The organism is Bradyrhizobium sp. 160, from assembly GCF_023073735.1.
In the GTDB taxonomy this organism is placed as follows: domain Bacteria; phylum Pseudomonadota; class Alphaproteobacteria; order Rhizobiales; family Xanthobacteraceae; genus Bradyrhizobium.
Genome location: NZ_JADPKD010000001.1, coordinates 77038 through 103428 on the forward strand (window position 1 = coordinate 77038; position 26391 = coordinate 103428).

At 58.0% G+C, this 26391-nt stretch carries 15 protein-coding genes and 1 pseudogene; 13 read left to right on the top strand and 3 right to left on the bottom strand.

Annotation, left to right across the window (positions count from 1 at the left end; genetic code table 11):
• Positions 1-502: 502 nt before the first annotated feature.
• Entirely contained in the window at positions 503-1432 is a 930-nt protein-coding gene (locus IVA98_RS00360) for a DMT family transporter (protein ID WP_247354136.1), read from the bottom strand.
• A gap of 1156 nt (positions 1433-2588) precedes the next feature.
• On the opposite strand from IVA98_RS00360, the gene nodU reads away from it, so the two are divergent.
• A complete protein-coding gene (gene nodU / locus IVA98_RS00365) occupies positions 2589-4244 on the top strand; it encodes a nodulation protein NodU (RefSeq protein ID WP_247354137.1) in 1656 nt (551 codons plus the stop codon).
• 1397 nt (positions 4245-5641) lie between these two features.
• Positions 5642-6277 carry a methyltransferase gene (locus IVA98_RS00370; protein ID WP_256468144.1) on the top strand — a complete coding sequence of 212 codons (636 nt, stop codon included), beginning with the start codon at positions 5642-5644 and terminating at the stop codon, positions 6275-6277.
• Between the two features lie 556 nt (positions 6278-6833).
• Here IVA98_RS00370 and IVA98_RS00375 read toward each other — a convergent pair.
• Positions 6834-7145 (bottom strand): hypothetical protein, encoded by a 312-nt coding sequence (locus IVA98_RS00375; protein ID WP_247276115.1) that lies wholly within the window; start codon positions 7143-7145, stop codon positions 6834-6836.
• Between the two features lie 972 nt (positions 7146-8117).
• On the opposite strand from IVA98_RS00375, the gene IVA98_RS00380 reads away from it, so the two are divergent.
• The 9 genes from IVA98_RS00380 (at position 8118) to IVA98_RS00420 (ending at position 20909) form a co-directional block, all read left to right on the top strand.
• The gene (locus IVA98_RS00380) at positions 8118-9461 is read left to right on the top strand and encodes an NtaA/DmoA family FMN-dependent monooxygenase (protein ID WP_247354138.1); all 1344 of its coding nucleotides are present in this window, start codon (positions 8118-8120) and stop codon (positions 9459-9461) included.
• Between the two features lie 34 nt (positions 9462-9495).
• Entirely contained in the window at positions 9496-11193 is a 1698-nt protein-coding gene (locus tag IVA98_RS00385; protein ID WP_247354139.1) for an ABC transporter substrate-binding protein, read from the top strand.
• A complete protein-coding gene (locus tag IVA98_RS00390) occupies positions 11193-12155 on the top strand; it encodes an ABC transporter permease (RefSeq protein ID WP_249816746.1) in 963 nt (320 codons plus the stop codon). The genes IVA98_RS00385 and IVA98_RS00390 overlap by 1 nt, the downstream gene beginning before the upstream one ends.
• On the top strand, positions 12152-13015 hold the full coding sequence (locus tag IVA98_RS00395; protein ID WP_247354141.1) for an ABC transporter permease: 864 nt from the start codon (positions 12152-12154) through the stop codon (positions 13013-13015). The genes IVA98_RS00390 and IVA98_RS00395 overlap by 4 nt, the downstream gene beginning before the upstream one ends.
• 3 nt (positions 13016-13018) lie before the next feature.
• A complete protein-coding gene (locus IVA98_RS00400; RefSeq protein WP_249816747.1) occupies positions 13019-14728 on the top strand; it encodes an ABC transporter ATP-binding protein in 1710 nt (569 codons plus the stop codon).
• Between the two features lie 594 nt (positions 14729-15322).
• A complete protein-coding gene (locus IVA98_RS00405) occupies positions 15323-15523 on the top strand; it encodes a hypothetical protein (protein ID WP_247354143.1) in 201 nt (66 codons plus the stop codon).
• 203 nt (positions 15524-15726) lie between these two features.
• A complete protein-coding gene (locus tag IVA98_RS00410; RefSeq protein WP_524536334.1) occupies positions 15727-17154 on the top strand; it encodes an MATE family efflux transporter in 1428 nt (475 codons plus the stop codon).
• 1153 nt (positions 17155-18307) lie between these two features.
• The gene (locus IVA98_RS00415; RefSeq protein ID WP_247354144.1) at positions 18308-19804 is read left to right on the top strand and encodes a pentapeptide repeat-containing protein; all 1497 of its coding nucleotides are present in this window, start codon (positions 18308-18310) and stop codon (positions 19802-19804) included.
• 193 nt (positions 19805-19997) lie between these two features.
• Positions 19998-20909 carry a pantoate--beta-alanine ligase gene (locus tag IVA98_RS00420; protein ID WP_256468143.1) on the top strand — a complete coding sequence of 304 codons (912 nt, stop codon included), beginning with the start codon at positions 19998-20000 and terminating at the stop codon, positions 20907-20909.
• A 454-nt stretch (positions 20910-21363) separates the two neighbouring features.
• Here IVA98_RS00420 and IVA98_RS00425 read toward each other — a convergent pair.
• Positions 21364-21975, bottom strand: a pseudogene (locus tag IVA98_RS00425) (DDE-type integrase/transposase/recombinase); the annotation flags it as partial.
• Positions 21976-22202: 227 nt separating this feature from the next.
• Here IVA98_RS00425 and IVA98_RS00430 point away from each other — a divergent pair.
• The gene (locus IVA98_RS00430; RefSeq protein ID WP_247354145.1) at positions 22203-22712 is read left to right on the top strand and encodes a hypothetical protein; all 510 of its coding nucleotides are present in this window, start codon (positions 22203-22205) and stop codon (positions 22710-22712) included.
• 1144 nt (positions 22713-23856) lie between these two features.
• A complete protein-coding gene (locus tag IVA98_RS00435) occupies positions 23857-24744 on the top strand; it encodes a TauD/TfdA dioxygenase family protein (protein ID WP_247354146.1) in 888 nt (295 codons plus the stop codon).
• Positions 24745-26391: the final 1647 nt, after the last annotated feature.

Consider the following 26391-nt stretch of genomic DNA (forward strand, 5'->3'; position numbering starts at 1 on the left):
ATTCCGTCAGGTAGGAAAATGCTCTAAAGTAATCAAGCGCTATCATGCTCCGTTGACGCCCCTTCAGCGCGCGCTGGCGCATGCCAAGGTGACCGCGGCTGTAAAGCGGCGCCTAGTGGATCAGTATCGCTCGCTCCATCCGGTCGGGGCTCATGGCCGAGTTTCGCACAAACCACGAGGAACTTGGCAGTTGCGTCGATCGTCGTGCCGGACAGGTGCGCGGCCTGCAACCCGCTTGCACGAGCTCCGCGCCGGCAACCGCAGCGACGTTCGCCAAGAAACCCTCCGCAGCACGGTGACGGCCGGCGAGGCGCGTGCCACGCACCGAGGCTGCGCCGTCGGCCTTACAAGACCAGGGTTCGCATGGCCGTCCAAGCTCGACCCGCACTTACTAGGATTGAGGGCTGGCTCGTCAAGGAGCCGCAATTGACTGCGCTCGCAATAACTCACGTTCGACCGCCCGTTCCGGAGTTGACAGCGCGCGCGTTGCCCAGCTCCTTCTTCAAGGCTTTCTCCCGACAGGAGAGTGGGGTGATCTTTCCGAGCCATGGGGTTGGGAGCGCAAGGCCAGGGGCATTCCCAGGGCCGAGACAAGAACCGCAACGGCCCCCAGCCACTGTGTTGCGGTCAGAGTTTCCCGAAGGAAGATAGATGCGAAAATGGATGTAAGCACGGGAACGAGCGGTAGCAACAGAGCGGCGGCTGTCGCGCTCATTCGCTGCAGCGCGATCCCGTAGAGGAGGAAGGGGATCGAAAAGAGCAGCAATCCGGATCCGGCCACCGGAACAATATCGCCGATGACCACAGAGAGCGTCGGCAATGGGCGAACGCAAATCCACGCAAATACGACCACTGCAAACGCGACGATCTGGCTCGTTGTCGTAAGGCGCAACGCATCCACGCTTTGCGACATCACACGGACCGCTACGCTGTAGAGTGAGGCGAATAGCACGCCGGCGAGTACGAGAGCGACCCCCAGTCCCGGCGTTGCGGAAGGAGCAGATTCAGAGGTCCATTGCAAAAAGCCGACCCCGGCAAAAGCCAACAAAGAGAGAAAGACGATAGCACGGTTAGGGATCTCACCAAGGATCAACCACGCAAGAAGTATGACCATCGGCAGTTCAACTGCGAACAGCATCGCCTCTACCGACGCCGGCAGCATCGATAGTCCGAAGATCGACAGACCAGACGCAAGCGCCGGCTGCAGGATGCCGGCAAGGCCAGCACGCCAATCGCTCAAGCGAGGCGGCGCACCTGAGAAGATCGATAGTACGGTCAGGCTTGCGGCACTCACAGCCAACTGCGCTGTCAGAAGCGAGAGCGGTTCGATGCAGCAGAGCGCGGCCTTGGACAGAACGTTGCCGATGCTCCAGCTGACCGTTGCGAGTGTTCCGCAAAGAAGCGGTAGGAAAAGAGGTGGGCTCTCACTCAAGCTTATGACTCCCTTCGTCGCGGCGATCGGAGTGGGTTCACGGCAATGCACGTCTGAATTCTCGGTTCATGATCTGCCGCCGCCGAATCGCATATCGAATCCTGGGCTCTAGTTGTCCTACCCAAGGGCGAAGCCACTAGTATCGCATGCGTTGTTTCTATTAGCCTCGAAGCTTCGTCGTTCCGCACCACTGGCGAATGGCATGGTCGGAGGTAACCGGCGACGCCCTTACGATGATCGTACATGCGTTGTCGATCGCATGAAAACAAGTAAAAGAGCGATAAATCCATACCACGATCTACGTCATCTCCACCCCGGGCAGGCTGCTGCAACCTATGGGGTTGAAGACGGATCGAGCTGCCGTTCCGCCTTAAGGACCTGGATCCTGAGGTGCGTAAGGCGCTGCGGGAGTTTCTAGTCGCATCGCTCGACGGGTACGGCGAGTCCCCCTCACGTGGTTGATTTCGCAATCCGAGGACGCGCGCCAATGATGATTGGGGAGGACATTATGCCACAACGCAGGGGCCGGCGCTGAGGGCAGGCCTTGCCAAGGCAGTTCAAGGCGTCAGGGCCGCACGCTTCCGCATTTTTCGGAAGCTCGAAAACTGAATCGGTAATCGTAGTCCCTGCTTCTGTCCGAAACCACACGTCCCGAATGTAAGTAAATTGCCAGGGTGTCTGCACACGAGACATTCGGCCGAGAAATTGCGACCAGATTCCTCTGGTTTGCACTGGCCCAAATCATGCTGTGTGGCTACGGGCGAGAACGCAGAATGGGAGGCGCCTTAGTTGCAACCAGCCATCGAGATGACGTCGTGCCACTGAGAATGAGGGCAAAATATAAGTCGTGATCCGAAATCCGATCTCGATCGGGACGGGGCGACCTGATGGTCTTGGAAGTCCCGTCTTAGGTCATGACCTGGCTGAAATGCGCATCCGCAACCTAGATGCGCACACTCACGCCAGGCGGGCATCTGGTACTCGGATCTGCGCGTGATACCGCTCGAACGCTTGGCGTCATGCCGCTGATGCAGAGATGGTCCGGGAAGCGCTGACGAAGCGTTGATCGTTCGAGTGCGTCTGCTTGCTCGCTGCTTTCGGCAGCGAAAACGGTCTTCAAATTAATCGAATTGTCTGGGGCTAACATGGAGGCACTATGCGCATCTGCGGTATCAAGCTGACGCATGACGGATCAATCGCTCTTATCGAGGACGGACGACTTGCTTTTTGTGTCGAGCAGGAGAAGCGGGACAACAATCCGCGATATCAAAGCATTGACAATCTCGATGCAGTTGTCGTCGCCTTAGCGGAGCAGGGGCTGGATGCGTCGGATGTTGATCAGTTCGTCCTCGACGGCTGGTGGGGAGAGGGGGAGTCGGAATTCCAGGTCCTCAGTGGGGCTACGCCAATTACTCTCAAAGGTGCGCCGTATATTGAAAGTCATGCCGATGGCCTGCTAACGTCGCGCGACGGCACTGGCCTGCTACTGGGCGGCAAATCCTTTCCTTACAGGAGCTATCCGCACGTTACGGGCCATGTGGCCGCCGCATACTGCACGAGTCCCTTTGCGAAAGCAGGACAACCCGCGTTCTGTCTGGTGTGGGACGGCGGCACCTTTCCACGTCTTTATTATGTAGAACTCCGCGGCGCCCAGTTCATCGAATGCCTGTTCCCAATGATTGGGCACGCCTATGCGGCCGCAGGTTATCACTTCGGACCGTATAAGCAGGCGACGCGCACCAATTGGGACCTCGGTGTTGCCGGCAAGTTGATGGCCTATATCGCACTAGGCTCTGTTGATGAAAACATCGTCACGGTCTTTCAGGAGCTTTACGAGGAGCACTTTGGGACCAATGCAGAGCTCGCCCGTCCTGACAGTCCGGAGTCTGCGCTTGAAGCTGTGCATGATTACGTCGATGCCAGCGCGCAGCGGTTGAAGTCCAAGGCTCCCGAAGATGTGCTTGCATCGTTTCATTGTTTCCATGAGCGTCTGCTCGTTCGCGAAATGGCGCGTGCTTTGCAGCGCCACTCACGTTTTCCGTCGCGCAACTTGTGTATAACAGGCGGCTGCGCTCTCAACATAAAATGGAACAGCGCACTACGCGCCAGCGGCCTGTTCGATGCTGTCTGGGTGCCGCCCTTTCCGAATGACAGCGGATCGGCAATCGGTGCCGCTTGCTCGGCAGTGGCGGCCGACAAAGGCTTCGTGCCGCTACAATGGTCAGTCTATAGCGGTCCAGCCCTGCAGCCGAGCGATGTGCCGACCGAATGGGACGCCGCGCCGTGTAGCATGAGTGAACTCGCGACCATTCTCGCCAGCAACAAGCCGGTGATTTTCTTTGCCGACCGCGCCGAGCTTGGGCCTCGGGCACTGGGCAGTAGAAGCATTCTCGCAGCCGCGACGACGGCGCGAATGAAGGATCATCTCAACGCTATCAAACTTCGCGAACACTTCCGGCCGGTCGCTCCGATATGCTTGGAGGATCGTGCCCCGGAGATTTTCAGCCCTGGAACGCCGGACCCTTACATGCTCTTTGATCATCAGACACGAGCAGAATGGCGGGACAAAGTCCCCGCCGTTGTACATCTGGACGGAACTGCGCGATTGCAAACCATTCCCAGATCGTCCCAGCACAAAGTCGCCGAGCTTCTCGTCGAATATGAGAAACTTACGGGTATTCCACTGCTTTGCAATACGAGTGCGAACAACCATGGACGCGGTTTCTTCCCGAATGTCGCAACGGCCTGCCAGTGGGGAGGCGTTGAGCATGTATGGTGCCATGGCATGCTGTGGACGAAAACACAGAAGTGAGCGATCCCCGGTCCAACGGCACCTTTCCCGCTAAGAATGAGCCAGATATGACAGCGGGTCGCTGTCTGCCGGATGTCGCCTACGTTGCGCCGGGAGGCGTGCTTCGGGCTGCGAATGGTGCGGCAGGAGGACGATTTTGTGTATGGTCCTCGGCACGGCTACCGCCCGATATAGGCATATCAGGGTGCTCGGCGAGTCAGTGCCGGCATGCCGCAGAGCCTAACGATAGGCTTGCTGCGCTTAGTGTTCCTGGCACGGCCGTTGCTATTGAGAGGCAGCAACACCGACTGAGGCTGTGCATTCAGTGTCAGACGTGTCAGACAGACGCTCTCTAACGCCGTGTGTCCATTTGCGAGAGAATAGGCGCGGGAGCAGCCGCGCTATCGTTGGGACTTGCCAGTGGGCTCATCAGGATCGCCGGTTGCGATCGGCCAGCCATCATAAGGGCGGTAAGAAGGGCCGAAGGTCCGGGAAAAGCATCTTCCCGCTCAAGAGCGGTCTGGGATCGCCAGAGCGGCAGCAGCGGCCTGGGAAAAGGGCTGATCCCTCAATTTCAAACTGAGACACGGCATTATCGCTCAACACCGTCCAGCGTCCCTGGTGACGGGCGCCGCGAAATGGCGCTGGCGCGACACGGGCTAGTCATCGCTCAAGGATACCGCGATTGGCGGCGACTACCGCATCAGCACCGGACATTTTGCCACAACGTAGCAGTCGGCGCTGAGGACAGGCATAAAGCGAGAATCGGGTCAATGCCCAGACCCGCAGGCGCTGGGCGGCTTTCGGTAACCCGAAAACTGATCAGGTGAGCGCAGTTCGTGCTTCTGTCGGAAACCAAACGTGACAAATGTCAGTAAATCGCCAGCGTGTCTGCAAACGCGACGTTCGACCGAAAAGTTGCGAGCGATTCCTCTAGCTCGCACTGGCGCATGGTGCGGCAAGAGGAGGATTTCATGTATGGTCCTCGGCACGGCTACCGCCTGATACAGGCAGATCACGGTGCTCGGCGAGCGAATGCCAGCATGCCGCAGAGCCTAATCATAGGCGCTTGCTGCGCTTAGCGTTCCTGGCACGGCCGTTGCTATTGAGGGGCAGCAACACCGAGTGAAGCTGTGCATTCAGACGTGTAGACAGATGTTCTCTAAAGCCGTGTGCCCATTTCCGAGAGAGCAGGCGCGGGAACAGCCGCGCTATCGTTGGCAGTCGGTTGATGGAGAGCGATATGAGGCCGGCTATCCGGCTTCCCAGCTCACCGCTTGCCCGACGCTGAAGCAGTTCGCCAGACCGGCCTGCTGGCCGCCGGCGTCTCGCGATGCTGTTTTCACCACAAGATGGAGAGTTAGATGAATGCCCCGCTAGGCGTATCTGTAAGGCGCCAAACGACTGACGTAGATGCAATGCTAGCGGAACTGCGATTATGCGAGCGCCCGCATGACGTGGAAGTAAGCGGTCTGCCCCTGCACGTCCTGCCTGGTGTTTTGTCACCACGCCTAAGTCACGGTCCCGACGCATTGATGTCGAAGTGGCACATCGAACCTGGCGCGACAGTACTCGATCTGGGATGCGGATCAGGCGTACTAGGGCTTGCAGCGCTCCGTGCCGGCGCAGGCTGTCTAATGGCACTCGACATAAATCCGCAAGCCGTCCTCACGACGAAGATAAACATCGAGAGGTTAGGTTACTCGGACAAAGCCGAGGCGCGCTATAGCGACACCTATTCTGGGCTGCATTCCGGAGAAAAATTTGACATCATTCTCTTTGCCGCCCCCTATTGGAATCGTAAAGCGAAAGACGACCTGGAGCGCTCTTGCTTCGATGAAGATCACAATGTCATGGCCTCGGCTCTCAAAGGTGCGCGGCGCCGCCTAAATGACAAGGGCGTGATGTATGTGCTCTTCTCTGATCAGGGAGATGTCGGGCGCGTCCTGAATTTGATTAATAGGAGTAAGCTGCGTGTCAGGAATATGCATATTTTCCGCCCCTCGATTCCAGAGGGGCACGTCCGGATTATTTGGGAACTCACGGTGCGATGAAAGCGCTTGGCTCTCGAGCGGCGTTCTGGCCGAGCATGGGCCCCTAAAGAAGGCCGGGCACTGCACCGCTCCTCCTGCGTGAAGCCTTTGCGCTTCCGCAGCTTTCGAAATTCACGTCCAGCAAATTACAATGTTTTAGCGAACTCACGCGAGCAGAGCGCTATTTCTTCTTGTGACGTGGACGGGCCGGCTTGCGACCTTTGCGCAATGCCTTATGGGACGTTGCTCCTTTGGGCGGTTGGATAAACAACTCAGATAAATGGACGCCAAGCGATTTAGCGATCCGATCGAGCAGATCGATTGTTGGATTCGCTTCTTGCCTCTCAACAGCGCCCATGTATTAGCGGTCAATGTCCGCATCGTAAGCCAATTGCTCCTGCGGAATACCGAGACCACGCGGATCCGCCGGACAATCCAGGCCAAAAGCGCACGAGCTTTCATGCGCTAAAGCAGCCATTCGGTGGGCCGTCAACCCACTGGCTATAACCGTTCTGTTGTTTCAAGTTTCGCAAAAGATAACGAACTCGCCGCGTGAGCTTATATGAAAGAGCCGGCGTTAGACCCAGATGCCGGGCACGCCGCGCCGAATGAGTTGCTGCTGTGACCAGCATCTGGACGTATTTGGCGACTCCTCGATGCGCAGGCCGATGGCACCAACTGAGAAGAAGTTGCCCGGATGGTATTGCTTCTCGCCGGCCTTGCAGCCCCGGTTCACCTTCCGCGGCAGCAACGTCGTGGCGATCCCGGAAACCGCCTGGAAGGAAGTGGGATTCTTGGCGACGATCCGCGTCCGGGGCTGCGAGGTCGTGTCGCGCGATTCTGAGTTGACCTGTGGGCCTAGCAGCGCGGCGTCACGCTGGGTTTTCATGGGTGATCAGCGCACTGGGCTGCGGGCGTCACGCGCTCTCTGGCCTGCGCGGAGCATGTCGCCACCTCCGGGCGGGCAAAAACGTGGCCACGTCAGTCACCGCGGTGCGCTGGACCGAATAAAGATACGGGACGCATTGCGAGCCACGAGGATAGTGCTGCCAGTTCTCACGCAATACATCGCAAAAAGAAGCGCATTCAATCGCATTATTTGATGTTGCCGTCGGATCCATACTGCCCACGCTTGCAACTATTCGCCAGCGTCAACGTTCTGCTCCACACTGTCGACTCAAATGCACGTCTGACCATCAGAAGTTTGTGCATCGATCCTGCCGTTACGCTTCGAAGCAAGGTCCGAAAAAACGAAGGTCACAGCATCAGCGGATTTCGCGCAACTTGACCATGTGGCCAATGCATTCAAATGAATCGAACAAGACCTCGTCTTAAGAAAAGGATACCAAGTGGCGGCAGTAGATTGAAATACTCAACTATTGCGTTCATATGCTCGTCACAGCTACACGTGTCCTATAAGGAGCTACGCTTTCGTTGGCTGCGGCATCCAAGGACACTGTTTGATGCAATTTGCGATGCTATTGGGAAACACGGCCTTGCGCACGCAATTGGTCATCGTCTCTCGCGCATGTGCGTCCCGCAGACTGTTGCTGCGAGCCCTTGAGTGGAAACGCGAACGGAGCGCGCCGCTGCGGAGCCAGATCAACACCACAATCAGGATCATTCTGGCTTCACCTGATGCCGTCCGCCGTGCCAAGCGGCCAAGTATTGGCCAGCGCAATGCCCAAGTCTTGCCTATGAGGTTGCTGTCTCGAAGCGTGGTCGCTCGCGGCCCTTTCGGGCGCACTCTGGCCAAGCCTCCGCCAGGGGGCGAGGTCAGTAGCCGAACAGCGTGACCAACATCAACTTGTCATTGAAGGCGTTGCCGGCAGCTTCGAGGTCGCCGCATTTGGGAGTGCCTATGTCTTCCGTCATCCGCACGCTTCATCTTGGCCTCAATCTTCACGGCGCGGGCGGTCACTCCGCAGCGTGGCGTTGGCCGGGCACCAACCCAAGCGCCTTCTTCGACATCGAGCATTACGTTCGCGCTGCGAAGATTGCCGAGCGTGGCCTGTTGGATGCGGTGTTTCTAGCGGATACCCCCGCGGTGCCCTTCGACATCACTCGGCAGCCGCCACTCAATGGGCTTGAGCCGACGCTTGTGCTTTCCGTAATCGCGCGCGAGACAACGCGCATCGGGCTGATCGCAACGGCGTCGACGACCTACAATGAACCATACAATCTGGCGCGCCGTTTCCAGTCGCTCGATGTCATTAGTGGCGGCCGAGCGGCCTGGAATGCGGTTACGACATCCAGCCCAGCGACGGTAGCAAACTTTGGTGGTCGCCAGATCGGACGCGAGGAGCGCTACAAGCGCGCCGAGGAGTTCGTTGAAACCGTCCGTGCTCTTTGGCTGAGCTGGGGGGATGAGACCATTATCGCTGATCAGGCATCTGGAGTTTACGCCAATACCGATCATTTCCGGCTGCTGGATCCCAGCAAGAATGCGTTCGCAATCCGAGGCCCGCTCACCCATCCCGGCTCGCGCCAGGGCTATCCCATCATCGTCCAGGCTGGAGGCTCGGATCCTGGCGTGCGCCTTGCGGCGCGCAGCGCCGATGTCGTTTTTACCGCAGCCGGAGACTTGAAAACGGCGATCGGGGAGTCCGAGCGCCTGCGCGCGCTCTCGCGTCAATTTGGCCGCCGTGCAACTCCACTCATCCTCCCCGGCCTCGTCACCTTCATCGGCGGCACGGAAGAGGAGGCACAACGCCGAAAGAAGGAAATCGACGCGCTGCTTGATCTGACGCGTGCGATGGACGCCCTCGCACGGAGCATGGACGTGCCGGTCGAAAAACTCAGCCTCGACCGGCCCATTCCCGAGGAGGTCTTGCCCGATCCTCACAATGTTGCGTTCTCGGTCGGTCATCACCGCACGTTCGAAGCATTGGCGAGAGAAGGCCGCACGGTTCGCGAGATCATCGGCAGCGTTCAAGCGTTCGGTCATCGCTTGCTCGTCGGTGCGCCCGAGCAGATCGCCGATTCGATCGAATCATGGTTTCGCACAGGCGCGGTCGACGGCTTCAACATCATTCCAGACGTGCTGGAAGACGGCGCGACGGCGTTTGTCGATCATGTCGTGCCGATCCTACAGAGCCGCGGTCTGTTTCGCACGGAATACCAGGGGGAGACACTGCGCGAGCACCTGGGAATCCCTCACCACGACGTTGCTGCCAAGACGTTGGCGAGGCCGTCGTCTCTGTGACGCAATGTTTGTCCACATTCACCGGAGTTTGGAGATGTCTGTTATCGAACGCACGAGCCTTTGGCGTCTCGGCATCCAGCCGAGCACTCGAAGAAAGCAAAAGGCGACGGCTGTCCTGTTGGCGGTCTCAACGCTCCTGCAGATCTCGATCATGGCGTGCTGCTCTGCCCAAGAGGCGTCAGCCGGCGGACCGAAACGAGGAGGCATCATTCGCTACGGGCATTTTCAAGAGCCGCCCTGCCTGTTCGGGGGATGGGTGCAGCAGTGGTATCTTCAGCGGCAGTATAGCGACAATCTGGTTGCTCGGAGGGAAGATGGAAAGATTGTGCCTTGGCTCGCAACGTCTTGGACAATCTCCGACGACAGGAAGGTATACATCTTTGAGATCAAGCCAAACGTCAAGTTTACCGACGGGACGCCTCTCGATGCACAAGCTGTTGCCGAGAACATCAACGGATGGCTCGGCAATGATCCGGATCGTCGCAATCCGACTGCCGCTCCTTACCTCGAAGACAGCTTCGAATCGGCGACAGCAATTGCCCCTCTCACGCTGCAGATAACGCTGAAGACGCCATTTCAGCCGTTGCTCAACGTTTTCGCGCAGTCCTCCCAAGGCATTTTGTCACCAACTGCGCTCAAGCGCGGACTTGCCGTGAACTGCAACAGCCCGGTCGGGTCAGGCCCGTTCATCGTGGAGAAATGGAATCACGGGCAGAACGTCGTGTTTCGCCGCAACCCGGATTACAATTCGGCACCAAGTCACGCCAAGCACCAGGGGCCGGCTTACGTTGATGGCATCAACTGGAGGTTCCTTGCGGATCAAACCGTCCGCTATGGCTCACTGCTGACTGGCGAATCTGATGTCGTCTATGATATTCCGGCAGTTGCCTGGAAGGACGCCAATTCCCGCTTCGCCGTCTTGCGGCATATAACAGGCGGCACCCCTTTACGCCTGGCGTTGTATACGGCAAGGCCCCCCTTTGACGATGTGCGCGTCCGCCAGGCTTTTGCATACGCTGCTGACCGAAGAGCCGCCGTCGAATTGTCCTTCCTCGGCGCTTTGCCATTCGAGGCTAATGGAGCGCTCAGCCAGAGTTCGCCGGAATATATCAGCGGGCTCGGGCGGTCCTATGGGTATGACGTTGGAAAGGCCAATCAGCTCCTCGATCAAGCGGGTTGGACTGAACACAACAAGGACGGCATTCGCCTCAAGAATGGCAAGCCCCTCGTCGTTCGAATCTCCTATTCGAGCGCTTTTCTAAAGCCAGACGGCGAGCAGGCATTGCAGGTCATCCAGCAGCAGGCGAAAGCTGCCGGGTTCGAGGTGCGCCTTCAGCCGACCAACCAGGCGGATTTCTTTGCCGGGAAGAATCTCGGTCCGGACGACTACGAGGTCGTGCTCCTCTATTGGGTTGCACCCGGCGCAGAGATCTTCCGCATTTCATGGAAGCCTGATCGGAACGGCGAGCGGAACCGCTTTAATCCGTCGCGCTACCAGGATGAGGCACTGTGGAATGTCATTCAGACAGCGGAACAGGAGTTCAACGATGGCGGGCGGACTGCGCTTTATCAGCAGGCTGAACGCAATATCGTGGAGAAAGCGGCCGTCCTAGGCCTCACGGTGCTCGATGTCACATTGGCAACCAGCCCAAAGCTGAAGGATGTCTGGCTGGACCGCGGGTCGGTCGGTGAACCCGTCTTTTATGACGCTCATTTCATCGACGTGAAGTGATGCGTGTGAATAGCGCAGCTCATGTTCGGATAGGCTGGCTTGCGGGCAGGTTCGTGTCCGCTGCGACTGTGGTGTGGCTAGCTGCGACCTTCACGTTCCTTGTTCAATGCCTGATGCCCGGCGACCGTGCCCAGATCATCATCAACATGGCGAGTGGCAACGTTGGAGAGGCCTCTCCAGCAGAGCTCGCGGCGGTCAACGCAAAGTACGGCTTTGATCAGCCACTCGTTCTGCAATACGGCAAATACATATGGGGCATCCTGCATGGGGACCTTGGCTTGTCATACCAGCAGCATCGGCCGGTCCTTGACATCATCGCAGAACAGATTGGGCCAACCATCATTCTGGCGGTTGCGGCGCTCATTGCGGCATGGGTCATCGCGGCTCTGACGACCGTCCTCGTCGCCGGCCAAGACAACATGTGGTCAACCTTGCTCAGCGGAATACAGGTGTTCCTGGCGACAGTGCCGCCCTACTGGCTGGCTACAATCCTCCTCGTTGTGTTTGCGGTGCAGCTTCGCATTGTACCGGTCATCGGGGGCAATTCCCCGATCGGGCTCGTTCTTCCAACGATTGCGTTGGCTTTAGAGTTGTCAGGATTCCTCGGGCAAATCGTTCGCAGCGAATTCAGGCGTGTCCTCGAGCAGCCATTTGTCATCTCGGCGCGGGCACGAGGTATGGGTGAGCTCGGCGTCAGGTTTCGCCATGTCCTGCGTCATGCAGCGTTGCCCGGCATCACTTTATCAGGCTGGGCGATCGGAAAGCTTCTTTCCGGTGCGATTCTGATTGAGGCGGTATTTGCGCGTCAAGGCCTTGGTGGAGTCCTTGTCGCTGCGACGTCCTCTCGAGACGTTCCAGTCGTCTCGGGGGCTATTCTGATCTCCGCCGGCCTGTTCGCCGTCGCCAATATGCTCGTCGATCTCACCTACCGAATCGTCGATCCCAGGATCAAGATGACATGAGCAGGGTAGGTGACTGGAGCGCGTGTTCGCAGCTGATAAAGGCGTCGGCGATCCTCCGTCGTATTCCTCTTCGGGTTCACGTAGCTCTGATCGTTATTGGTTTCTTTATTGTCGCGGCAATCGCGCCGAGTCTGCTGCAGACGCACGATCCGCTCGCGATCGATTTGACGGCACCATTGCAAGCTCCCTCATTCGCGCACTGGTTCGGAACGGACCAATCAGGCCGGGATATTTACTCCCGAATTGTCGAAGGAGCAGGCCAGTCACTCACCATCGGGCTTGGCGCAACTGCGCTGAGCATCGGCATTGGGCTGGTTTTTGGCATCATTGCCGGCCTTGTGGGTGGCGCGCTCGACAATGTTCTCAGCCGGCTTTTGGACGTGCTGTTCGCACTTCCCACGCTGTTCCTCGCGCTTCTGTTCGTGAGCTTGTTCGGTCCATCGGTGCTGACCCTCGTTATAGCGGTCGGAGTTGGCACAGCTCCGGGCTATGCTCGGATGATCAGAGGACAGGTTCTGTCTGTAAAAGGGGCGCCTTATGTGGAGGCTGCCAAGGCCCTCGGCCATCCTTATCCACGTATCCTATGGCGGCATATCATTCCGAACGCGATGAGCCCGCTCACGGCGATGATGACGCTTGGCGTTGGGCAAGCGATCGTCTGGGCGGCGGGTGTTGCGTTTCTCGGTCTCGGCGTCGCTCCCCCGGCGCCTGAATGGGGCGCGCTGCTAAATGCTGGGCGAAACTATGTGATCTTCGCATGGTGGCTTGAGATCATGCCGGGCATTGCCGTGGTGTCGTTTGCTCTCGGCCTGACTGTCGTCGGACGCTATTTGCAGGATCTCCTGGAAGGAAAGATCTAAGTAATGCTCCACGTTCCTAATCGACAAGTGCCCCCGCAGGCGAACCTTCTGACAGTCGATTCACTCTGTGTCTCATTCGGGCGGGATCTTCCTGAGGGAACAGCCGTGCGCGGCGTCTCATTCTCTCTTCAGGCTGGGCGCTGCCTGGCCATTGTCGGAGGGTCCGGCTCCGGCAAGAGCGTGACTTCGCGCGCCATTGTCGGTCTTGCCGGCCGCCGGGCTCATGTCCATGCGCGTCAACTGACCTTCGCCGGCACCGATCTCACAGCTCTCGATGATCGCAGCTGGCGGCGCGTCCGCGGCAAGGAGATCGGCTTCGTTCTGCAGGATGCACTCGTCGCGCTCGACCCGCTACGCCCGGTGGGCAAGGAGATTGGCGAAGCATTGCGTCTCCACCGTGCGGTTGCATCAAGCGAGGAGCTCGAACGGCGCGTCGTCGCGCTCCTTGAGCTCGTCGGGGTGCCTGAAGCAGCGGTCAAAGCCCGGCAGCTGCCGCATCAACTATCCGGTGGCCAGCGCCAACGCGCGCTCATCGCTGCCGCTCTGGCCCTCGATCCACGCATCCTGATCGCCGACGAGCCGACCACGGCTCTCGACGTCACCGTGCAGGCGCAGGTGCTGGGATTGCTGGAAGAGACCAAGTTGCGGGGCAAGGCGCTTCTCCTGATCAGCCATGATCTGGCGGTTGTCTCCCGGATAGCTGACGAGGTCTTGGTCATGCATGAAGGCAAGGTGGTCGAGCGCGGATCGGCAGACCAGGTCTTCCAAGACCCTCAGCACACCTATACCCGCCAGCTTTTGGATGCGGTGCCCTCTGCGCGCCTGCGCGGCTCTCGCCCCTCGCGATTGCCCGCTGCTCGGGCGTGGAAGCCGCCGTTACGGTCTCAGGAGCAATCACCATCGACATTCCCTTCGGTCGTGCTCAGCGCGGCAAATCTTGTGAAGCGATTCAAAGGACCAGATGGCGTGCTGCGCACGGCCGTCGATGGTATCTCCTTTGAGCTGCGATCCGGCGAGACTCTGGGCGTCGTCGGGGAGTCCGGATCTGGCAAGTCAACGATGGCACGATTGGCGCTGGCGCTTGACCCGCCCGATGAAGGCGCCGTTCTGTTTCAAGGTCGGGCCTGGACCACGCTCACCGAACGCGACCGCAGGGCGCGGCGCCGGGCCATCTCGGTCATTTACCAGGATCCTCTCAGCTCCTTTGATCCGCGCTGGTCTGTGGGACACATCATTTCCGATAGCCTCGCAAGTGACGTGGAGAGCAGAGACGAGCGCTATGAGCGCGTTGTCGAGCTTCTTGATCTGGTCGGACTATCCCCAGCCCTGCTGGATCGCCGGCCGCTCGAACTCTCGGGCGGTCAGCGCCAGCGCGTTGCGATCGCCCGTGCGATCGCTCCAAGGCCCGCTGTGATCGTCTGTGATGAACCGGTCTCGGCTCTCGATGTCTTGATTCAGGCGCAAGTGCTGGACCTGCTGACCGATCTCAAGGCGCATCTCAACATGAGCTACATCTTCATTTCGCATGATCTCGGTGTAATCCGCCAGCTCAGCGACCGCGTCATGGTCATGCGCCAAGGGCGCGTCGTCGAGACCGGCACCAGGGACGAGATATTCCTCAATCCGCGCACCGACTATACGCAACGCTTGCTCGCAGCAGTCCCAAGCCTTGCGCGCGGCGGGGTGGCCAATCGTTCATTCAGCCGCGTCTAAGAAGACGCCGGCATAGATGGGCTCGTTTCAATGCTCTGTGATGAACGCCGTTTCGACGATCGGGCCAAGGCCTTTGGCGATTGAAGGCTCGAAGGCGCGTCCTTTAGACGGCATAGGCGATGCGGGCAATCTTGTTGGCGAGTGCGATCGCCAGCGCCCCCAAGTGTCACGAGCGCCGGGCGCGGAAGTACCTCATCCCCTTCTTCGGCAAGAAGGGCCTCTCAGAAATTACTGGCGTGAACGAGTACCGCATGCATCGGATTGCAGATGCCCAGGAGAGGTGGGGAAAAGCGCGACCTTCCTAGCTCGTCCTCAATGTCTTTCCATATGCTGTTGTAGTCAGTCTATTCGTGCGTTGGTGAGCGGGAGGTTGTCACATCCGCATCCGCCTGTTGGGGTTCCTGCGGTGCAAGTTCCCGAGCATCTAAGCGCTTTGGGCTCGTCCATGATGCGACTGTGGGATTTGCGACTATGCTGTCGGGCCCAGGACATGTGCGCTTGAGCAAATAGCCTTTACAAGTCAAGCTCTCGTAGTTGGCACGAGCCTTGAAAAGGAGCTGTCATTCAGCATCGCATGCTCGAGGAATTGCAGTGATGGCTCACAAGATGAAGGCCTCTCAGTTCACCTATGCCGCGCACGGTTCCGTCACCGTGATCGACCAAACCAATATCGCGGTTCGCGCCGGCACCGATCGCCCGATGCCGATGACCGACCGTTCGGCGTGCCAGCCACCTGCTGCGTCTTCTTTGCGCTTAACACGCGCCAAAAAGTCGATGCGATTGCGGAGGCACTGATCAAGTTGCTCATCAGCGGGCGAGCAGCCGTCAGACCCTAAGCCCAACGGCAGGTCTAAGCCGACGCGCGCCTCCTCTGTGAGGCGCAGCTGCCCAGGCGGGCCGCCTGTTTCCGCATCGGTAGGCCATCAGAATTCAGGGCGGGAAAGAGCATCCCTCTCGGCGGAACTCGTTTGCGGACGAGGCAGATCGAGCAGCAATCCATGAACAAAATAGTCGAAAGAAAACCAGGATCAGCTTTGCGATACGCAATGACGAGACGAGCGGCTGGCGAACACCTCACTGTCGAGCTCAGCGAAATTGTGAAGCTCGCGTGGCCGATGGTGTTGACCCAGCTTGCGCAGGTCGCGATGATGACGACAGATCTTGCCTTTATCGGGCACATCGGGCCTGAGGCACTCGCCGCGGCCGCCCTGGCCGTCACGCTCTATCTCGTCAGCTTCACCTTTGGCGCGGGCCTGCTCGCGCCGATCGCACCTTTGGCGGCGCAGGCCTATGGCGCCGGGAATCATGCTATGGTACAGCGCGCACTGCGCACGGGGCTGTGGGCGGCGCTGATGCTTTCGTTTCCGATCATCGCGTTTGCGTTTGGCGGAGAGCAAATATTGCTCGCTTTCGGTCAGGCGCCAGACGCGGCGCGGCTCGCCCAGCAATATCTGTTCGGACTGGCCTTGGGCGTGGTGCCGGCGCTATGGCTTCAGGTCATCCGTAATTTCATGAGTGCGGTCAATCGGCCGGAGCCGATCTTGTGGATCACACTGGCGGCTATCCCCCTCAACGCCCTGCTCGTGTATCTGCTGGTCTATGGGAAGCTCGGGCTGCCGCGGCTTGAGCTGTTCGGGGCCGCGCTTGCGAGCACGTTGGTGAACTGTGCGATGTTCCTGGCCGGTTTCTGGTTTGCCACGATGCGTCGTCCTTTCCGTGACTACCACGTGCTTGCAGATCTCTGGCAACTCGATTGGCCCTTCTTGCGGCAGCTGATCGTGATCGGAACTCCGATTTCAATCGCCTCCCTGATGCAGTACGGAGTTTTGTCGGCTGCCGCGCTCCTGGCCGGCCTAATCAGCACCAGTGCACTCGCTGCTCATCAGATCGCGCTTCAGATCACCGTGATTACATCCATGATCGCTTTCGGCATCAGCATGGCGGTGGCCGTGCGCGTTGGCCATGCGGTCGGCCGCAGCGACGGTTCCGGCATCCAGCGGGCTGGCCTGGCCGCGATACTGCTCGGTACCCTCATCGCTGCCCTGCTGACGGTTGCGGTGATCGTCGCGCGTTTCGAGATCGCCGAGCTGTTTCTGGACAAATCGGCCGGAGATGCCGACGCAACGATCGGACTGACTGCAGAGCTCCTTATCGTCGCAGCGAGCCTTTTTGTCACTGATGCAGCGCAGAGCATTGCGGCGGGCGGTCTGCGCGGACTGAAGGACACCCGGGTGCCGCTTCTGTTCGTCGGCATTGCCTATTGGCTGATCGGCTTCTCACTTGGCTACGTGCTTGGTTTGAAGATCGGGCTTGGTGCAATCGGTATCTGGATTGGCTTGTCAATCGGGACAACCATCTACGCGGGGCTCCTCGTCCTGCGGTTCCATCTGCTGGCGAGCAGGCGTGCTCTCAGAGCCGTCACTTGATGGCGTGAATCACGGTTATTGGCGTGATAATCTTAGGAATGCGAGGCTACTTACTTAGTGTGCGCTCCGCCTTCATGCCGAGGCAAGCCGTTTGGTTCGGAAGAAGATGCTGAACCGCGTAGTCACCAGGAGTTGCGGGCCTTTCTAAGGCACATCGAAACGATGTGCCGGCCAACTTGGCCCCCATCTGGGCAGCACTCCACTGAAGCATCCAAGGTCAGGACCTGGCTCGCCCGATGTCCGCGCTGGCACGTTCACTTCACACCACCCATGCCTCCTGCCTCGATCAGGTCGAACGCTTCTTCACGCTCATCAACTAACGCGCCCATCCGGCACGGCCGACGTCGTAAAAAAAGCGGCAGCTTTCTCCGCGCTTGCGATTTCACGCCCCTTCATGTGGACCGCTAGTCCCAACTCCACCCTCCAGTACCTCGCGCGACTTTGTCGGCGAACTTCCGGGACGGAACTGCGTCGCCCGGATGAAAACTGAGGAACGGAAGGCGGGCGGCGATTTGTGGCTCAATGGTCCGACATCTGGAGAATGCGCGTACGTGCATCGAAGGCAACTATTACTCGATCGTCATAGAGAGCGACATTGGCTTTGCGGTCGAAGGCATAGAGAAAAAGCGGGACTTGCCGTCTGTCGAGCGTTGCGAACCATTGTCCGGTTTGTGACAGAGACGCGAGTGCTGTCAGTTACGAAATTCTGACGGGGTCCGCCGCGCCGTTTCTGGACACGCATTCAACGTCAATTCAGGATAGGTGAGGGCTGGCACAGACATTGCTATTGAAGTGCGTCGTAAAGGCCGAATGCAAGAATAACGACCGCATGAAATTGTGGAGGTACCCCAAGTTGCGGCTTCTTCGGTCTGCTGTCAACATACTGATAAGTATCCGAATGGGGAAGTCGTGGGGAGATCAACTCCGTCTGCGACAACTCGCTTAGGCTTATGTGGGTGTCGACTCGTGATGGCACAATTCCAAAGGGCCGGCCAGGAAATTTACACCCTGATGAGTGATGATGCCTGTGTCGCAGAAAGAAATCCAACGAGCGCTATGGGGCGCACATCGAGGCTACCTGAAACACGCAGGCGATGCAAAATAACGTCCGCACAGAAGGCTGAGAAAGTGGGCTCGTCATCGAGAATGGAAGATGTCGACAGTGACGCAAGCCACCGATACCAATAGCCAGTTCAGCGTGCACGAGGAGCTGGGAATCCGTCCAACGACGATAAACCAATCCTCGGCAGATGGTGACTTTGTCCGCTACTGGAGCCGAAACAGTGATCGCGCGTCCGCGTTGGCTGCGGTGGGAAAGCGAACCGAGGAAGCTATCAAGAAGACCGGCATCGGCCTGCAGCTATCCTGCGAGAACTTTAACGGTCACGATCTATCCGGATTTCCATTGCGGCGATGCATTCTCAATCGTGCGCAACTTCACGGAGCGAAGCTGGATGGAGCCGATCTGTCCGAGGCCAACCTTATCTGCCCAGGATTAGAGCGAGCAAGTTTCCGCGGAGCCAAGCTCGATTTTGCGTATATGCATGCAATTGCCGCTCAGGTCTGCAGTTTCGACGATGCAAGTTTGCGCAATCTCATCGATGCAACAGGTAGCCTGTTCCACGGATGCAGCATGAGGAGAACGCGTTTCGACAATGCAGTCCTAAGTGGCGTCCTCTTTTATCAGTGTGACGCAAGCCAGGCTGTCTTTGATGGCGCCGAACTGCAAGGATCGACCCTCAATGAATGCTACCTGCCTCGCTCGTCCTTCCATTTTGCCAATTTGAGCCAGGTTACAATGACCAAGGCGCATCTCACCGGCAGCTCCCTTCTGCAGTCAAGGGGAGAGTGTCTATCGATCCTGCGCCCCACTTCGGTCGATGGTCTTGTTCTAGAGAACGCTCATCTTCCCTATTTCAGGCTTTCAAAGGCGAGCGGTCGCATCCTGGCCAAAGCGCTGGCCGCCCCCTTTTCGGATTTCAGCCTCTCAAATCTTGCAAAGGCAGAGCTTGAGGAGGCAGACCTATCTGAGGCGCGACTTCTGTCTGTGAATCTAGCCAGCGCCAACCTCGTCGGCGCGGTGCTTAACGGAGTATCTGTACGCTCTTGCCAGCTCGATGGGGCTGATCTATCTCGCGCATCAGGAGAAACCATTTCGATCACCGAGAGCACGATGCGCTACGCCCGATTGGGCGGCTTTCGTGCGCGCTGTGCGTTTATACGCGACTGCGATCTCGATGATGCAGATTTTTCACAGGCGTATCTCTATCGATCAATGATTACAGGTGATCCTCCGCAATCTATGGCCTTGAATCGCGCCAATTTCGAAGGAGCAAACCTTGTTCAGTCATATATTGCGGCAGGAATGACCGGCAGCAACCTGGAGGCCGCCCGGATCGCATATGTTCGAATGAATCAATCGTCCCTCCGCAAGGCCAACTTGAGTGGAGTTACGCCGTTCCAAGCAAGCTTTGTAAAGACTGATTTTTCGGATGCAGAGATAACGACTTTTGAACCGCCGTTCTTTGCCGACAGGTGTCCTGGGCTCCAGGCCGCTCTGGAGGGGGTAGAAGATCAGAAATACAAACCTTCAGAGTATCTGGCTGACTTCTCATCGCTAATGAGACGCGGTCGAGAGGGATCGAGCTGATTTAAGCCGAAATGCGCATGGCGATCTAGACCAGCTGTCATCCCAGAAGGAAGATGGAAGAGCACGATGCGCCCCGCTGTGGCGGCGCTCCCAGGCGCTCTTGCGCGGCCAGTGTGAGGGTCGCTCTCACCACGCTTCCTGTCTGATCGAGCAGCCCAGCTGCTGTGTAATCAACAAGAGCGGAGCAGGAAATATGCATCTAGCGTCTCTTTCAGCTGGCAAGGCCTTCATTGCGGACATGGCAAGACGAGGTCGAACGATCGGCACAGTACACACTCTGGGTGCATTGCATCAGGGGCACGCGGAATTGATCAGAAGGGCCGCAGTCGAGAACGACGTGGCCATTGTCACGGTCTATCCGAACAAGATCCAGCTCAGCCCGGGTCCTGAATACGAGTTCAATTTGGATGATGACATTGCGCTTGCGCTAGGAGCGGGCGCTTCTGCTGTGATTTCGACGACGGACGCGGAGATGTTCCCGCCAGGATATCGAACGTTTGTGTCTCAAGGGGATTATCCGTCGCGTGCGAACGGGCCTCATGGGCTCCTCATGGAAGGTATCACCGGATGCATCCGATGGATCTGTTTCGCTCGACCATCTCGCAGTTATTTCGGCTTGAAGGATATTGGACAGGCTCTTCTCGTAAAGCGAGCGGTGGCAGATCTGCTTCTTGATTGCGAGATACGATTTGTGCCGACAGTACGATACAAGAATGGAGTGCCTATTTCGTCACGTTTGCGACACTTCAATTGTTCCGAGCTGGACGAGCTTTCGTCCCTCTTCCTGGCGCTAGACCACTTGAGAAAAGAGGCGGCGCGGGGAGTATCTTGCGCCCAAGACCTGATAGACGCGGCAAGACCGCTGATCACATTCCGACGGTTTGAATTGGAATGTCTTCGCATTGTTGGCGCGGACAGCTTTGAAGATCAGAAGCAGATCGAGCTTCCCTTCATAATCAGTGGAGTCGCCCTTGGTCGCGGCCTCAGAGTGCCTGACAATATCTTTGTACCGGATCAAGATTCACTTTTGCATGGTCCTGCTGATATATGGATCGACTTGCCCGAAAGGTGGGAGTCTGGCCATCATGCACAGGCGCGGGCTTGAACAGATCAGCGGCGGTTCGCGCATTGGTCGCCCAATCGGCTAGGCGGCTTCGAAATGTCATTCCAACCTGCTGCCTGTCTCTGGCGAGTTGCTCTCGCTCCAGCCGAAGCTCTTCGGCTTTGCGCGACACCTGGAAATCCTTAATTGCCAATTGCTCCTCGAAAGGCTGACGTCTCCGGGAGGAGAGAACCGCAAGGGACTCTGTGAGGCGAACGATGGTCCTGCCGTGCATTGATTCCGTTGACCGCAGACCTGGTTGGCGGATCACGTGACGTTGATCGTGCTGTTCGCGCACTTCCTCTTTCGGGGCGACTTGCATGACCGAGCAGGTTGATGACCTATACAGATGGGGAATTGCAGCATGGGCAGAGTGTCCCCGTTGGAATGTCCCTTCAGTGAAATAGAGCTGGTCCCGGTTGTTTCCGCGTCGATCGATGGGACCGCTGCCGCGGCGTTAGGCTGCCATACGGAATGGCAGCGGGTAAAGTAGGCTTTATCCGGCGTGCTGCCGCCACGACCTGGAATGGGGACGCCTACTGTTATGGAAGTTGAGATATAGGCCGATCGGGCTGCGCGCCCGGCTGACGCAGTCATAGCGGGCACATCTCCTCGTGTTTGACGTTGCTCCAGAGCCGTTCGACAAACACGTTGTCTCACCATGCGCGTTCCGTCCATGCTGATCGCGATACCGTCGTCGGCGAGCACGCCGGTAAAAGCCTGTCCAGTGAACTGAGAGCCTGAGCCGTGTTGAAGATGTCCGGCTTGCCAGGACGAGCCAAGGAATACGCCAGCGTTCGACGCAGAAGTTCATGGTGATCGACAGTCGCCACGACAGACCGCGACGTGCTGCGCAGTCCAACACCACAGCGAGATCGGCGAAGCCAATCGCCGTCAGAATGTAGGTGATTTCCATCGCCAGACTTGATTCGGTCGCGTAATCTCCATGACGCGCAGCAGATATGGATGGATCTTGTGGCCGGGCTCGGGTCTGGTGGCGCGCGGATGACGATAGAGCGTCTATCCCAATCCGCCGCATCGCCGTCTTCACATGCTGGCGGCCGATCTTGCTCTCTGAGCCGTCGTTGATCCCTATGGTCCATTTGATCGAGGTACTCTCCAGCAGCATTGAGCTTCATTCCACCGAGTAGTCGCTTTCCTACCGGGTCGCCTCGGATCGGAAACATGCCGATGTCACTGTGAGGCGCACCCATCCGAACAACAATCGAGGAGCTTGAATCGGCCGTAGGGTCAGGTTGTACAACACGACGGCGGGATGTCCGCGGAGCATAGGCAATGAAACAGCTCTCTCTCTGTATGATACTTTATGTTGTTTGCGGACTGCTTGGGTTGAATGAGATTGCGCTCGCGGACTCAACCCGGCGCTACGGTTGCATCATAGACGGCACCGATCGAGAGCCGACAGGCGATCGGAATGGGCGCACCATTGTCAGCCTTCAATACACCTGCCGCGTTGCCGATGGTCTGTTGAAGGACGCGAGAATTACGGGACTGTCGGTCAGCCAGTGGGACAGTGAGAAAGGAAGGTACTTGGCTTCTATCGACATTTACCGTGCGCTCCACGGAATTGCGGTTGGTCAGGTGTTGGAGGGGACCGATTCCTCTGTCACGGAGGACAACAGGGCTGTTGGCATCGCAGCTTCCGGCAAGATGGCGTTTAAGTTCGCATCCGGATCGTTGGCGGCTCTCTCAGGAAGAACCGTAAAATTCACGACCAAACCCGTCAGTTCTCGTCAATTCGAGATGGAATTCACAGATTGGCCTGAAGCCGCTCACCCGAAATGACTCGCGTCGCGATAACGGTCATCTCGTTTCTAAAGGTCGAGTCGAGCTGTGAAGTCGCGATGTTTCCATTCCTGGCTCCGCGACCAAATAGGGTGGTGAAGTGGAGCTGGCACGTCGTGGCGCGCATTGGCGAACGTAAAAAGCATTTTGTGAGATACAATCAATTCCGAAATAGAACGTCAATGGAAGCCGAGACGAATTAGCACGCCTTGGTGTGCGTTGCGTGCACGGGTCGCTCCGCCGAGGTCGTCCGCGGCTGGCGGTGCGGGCTGCATCGGCTTTTCCGAGAAGAGGCTTGTCACGGCGCTCAACGTATCGGACATTTGTGCGAGCGATGCACGTCAAGTCGCGACTTAATTCAATCCTCTAGATTGGCAGCGATGTTGATATCCAAGCTATTGACACAAGTCCCAGTTCACGTTGAAGCATCCTCCTGAAACGGAATCCCGCAAAAGGAGTGATATAGCCCGTTGTTAAACCGCAGCGGGAATTGATATCGCAGATAAGATTGATCTCTCGCTTCGGGACTGCGCGCCTGCTCCGTATGTGACAGGCGGATGAAACCGTCGCGCAAATTTACTAAATTCAATACGACGAAACGAATGTATTTCTAACTTGCAAATTGCATATGGAAATATGATTAACTTGTGGTAGAAAAGTGCTGCGCTGATTGATGAGACCGCGAGTTATCCGCTTCGTCCTCATAAGCTCGAATGTACCTGTTGCGGACGTGTGAAGAGTTGCCTTCCCAAAAATATCTTTAAGCTTAGCTCCCGGACAGAGCGAACATTTCTCATCGGCGAAAAGAATGCTGGTTTCGTTTCATGGACTGGACATCTGTGGACCGTATGATTGCGATGTAAGAGCGAGGTAATCGATCATGTTGCACGTCGATCCCGGCACCGCTGCCCGTCGACTCGTCCTCTGGTCAGAGGCGATGCAAGAGTCGGAGCTGTGCGCGACAGAGCAGGTCACACGATGGTCGTGGTCTGTAGCCCAAGATGCATTGCAGCCTTTTGTGGCGAGTGCTGCAACACTTGCGACCGAGTAGGGTGCATCACCAGGCCGACTTGGGTGGCTTCTGTTGTCGGTCCCTCGACCGAGTGGTCACGCAGCTTTGTTCGCGCATCACGATAGCGAGAGAATGAGCATGAGCAACATGACAGATAACATTATCCCGCGAGCGGATATCGTCAAATCCACGGCCCGGCTCGGTGCCGAGATCAAGAACGTCAGACTATCAGATGAATTATCAGACGAGATGGTCCGGGCTATTAGCCAGTTACTCCTTGAGCACAAGGTCATCTTCTTCCGTGATCAGGGACATCTCGATGATTTCGAACAGCATCGCTTTGCCCTCAGGCTTGGTTCGCTGGTAACGCCTATAGATATGAAGCCGGATTGTCGCAGCGGTCATGCGCGCCAGATGCACAGGGACGTCAGTTTCGGTGACGAATGTCCGAAGATCTCGGTGCTGCGCGGCGTCGTGATCCCGCCTGATGACCGTGACACAGTTTGGTCAAGCACTGCGGCCGCGTATCTTGATCTTCCGGAGCCGCTGCGGATGCTGGCCGACAATCTCTGGGCAGTGCACTGCAGCACCTATGATTGCACCTTGACCAGGCACTCCGCCGAGATGGATGCAAAGCAATTTGGTGATGTCTTCACCGGAACCATCTGCGAGGACGCGCGTCCGGTTGTTCGCGTCCATCCCGAGACGGGCGAGCGCTTGCTCGTGCTCGGAGAGTCCGTGAGGAACTTCGTCGGCCTGGAAAGATATGCGAGCCAGAAGCTGTTTGACCGGCTTCAATCTTACCTCGCCTCGCCCGAGAATAGCGTAAGATGGAGCTGGAAACCAGGCGACGTTGTAATCTGGGATAACCGCGCGACCCAGCGCTGCGCCATCGGAAAATCCAGTGACGGAGATGGAGTCGAGAGGCGTTCTATCGATGGCGATGTACCCCTCAGTATCGCTGGTCCTCGCAGCGCGGCGCGCTCCAAGCCAAAGCTGCAGACGGCCAAGGCTGCCTAGTGTGGCCACTGATCTGGTCTATCGCCATAGAAGGAAGTGATCTGAATTGAGCGTCATGAAGGCTCTCCTGCGCGCAATGAGGCTGAGTAGCTGATGCGCACGCATTCGTCTGTTGGTTCCGACGTTCACGACGATGCCCCACTGAAGCTCGAATGGATTCGCATAAGGCACACGCATCCAAATTGTTGGTACTCCTCATGTTCGCCTCCGAAACGATCCGCTCTCTTGCGTGCAGTGCTGAATGAAGTTTGCAGAGAACTTTCGGCTGATGAGACTGGCACCCGAACGCACGTAGCTTCGAGAATCCTTGAAGCTGCGTCACGAAGAGAGACGTCCATTGAGGTCCTCAAGCAAATCGGCCAGACGGCGTTGACCAGCTCTTCCGACGATGTGGCCTCAGAAGGGCTCCCACTGCGTTAATCCGGCAGCCGTGGTCGGGGTGGCGAGCTCACAGGAAGCCAACATGGATTGAGCGGCCCGATGCTTATGAAAATGTGCACGCAGGGCGAGCCACCTCGGGACTGTCGGAGCCATTTCCAGCGCGGCCATTGAGGATCAGCGGACGAGGTAGCGTTCAGTCTTTCATTGGCCCAATAAACGGGCTCGATTGCGGCGCAAGCGCTGCGCCTCTGGCGGAAAATGAAGACGAAAACGGCCTTTGTCTGCGTCGTGGCCGCGGTGTCCGCTTTTCGACACAGGCTCGCCCGAGCCGGCAGGCGGTGAGCGGGCCGGGGTGGTCAATGAAGTCCTGCGAGAATTGACCGGCGTTGGGAATATCGGGGCAGTGACTGGCATACAGCAAGAATAGGCGGCCGGGAGTCCGGCGGCCGTCGTGCCGAGCTCATTGGGGGGCGGTGACCTTCGACCTTGCAGATGGCGGCAAAGGGGGGCGAGCTTCTATCTGTCGCGGTGCGAGCGGACTTGACCGGCCCGACCAAAGGGAAGTGCTAATGCCTTCTCCAAAGCGGCTGACCGTCGATCTTTGTGCCGATGTCGCGGATGATCGGGCCGAGTCGGCGCATATGCGCAACTGCCGCTGGAACTGCTTAGCAAAGCGTAACGGCCCGCCATATCGCCGTGCAATCCCCTCAGCCTACCGCCGTGCGTCTAGCCGGACGGTGAAGCCTAGGATCGCCGGATGCAGCAGCCGTTATACCGAGAATAACTCGCCGGCCGCGGATTTTACTGCACAACCGCGATGGCGTCACCAGCCCGCCACCGTGAAAGACGCGCAAAACCGAGTTCCGGTGCCACGCCAGCAGCACACTGAGCGCGAGAAGTCCGCACATCAGCGGCGCCGGAACTGCGCCGTTCCTGTTCAGCTTGGCAAGGGCGATCAGCGGGAAATGCCAAAGATACAAAGGATAGCTTATGCGGCCAATCAAGACCGATGGTCATGCCGACAGAATGCGGGGATGGACGGTCGTATCGGCCGTCGCGATCAGGGCCATCGCTGCCAACACCGGAATGGCCGTCCAGAGGCCAGGCCAGGATGAGCCGGCATTGACTCTACAAAATGCGACGGCGATGCCGGCCAATCCGGTCAGCGCGAGCGCTATAGCGACTGAGGGCCCGCCTCGACAGACCTGTTGCACATGCAGAGGGCAACGAGCGATCCGGCGAGAAGCTCCCATGCCCTGGTCGTTG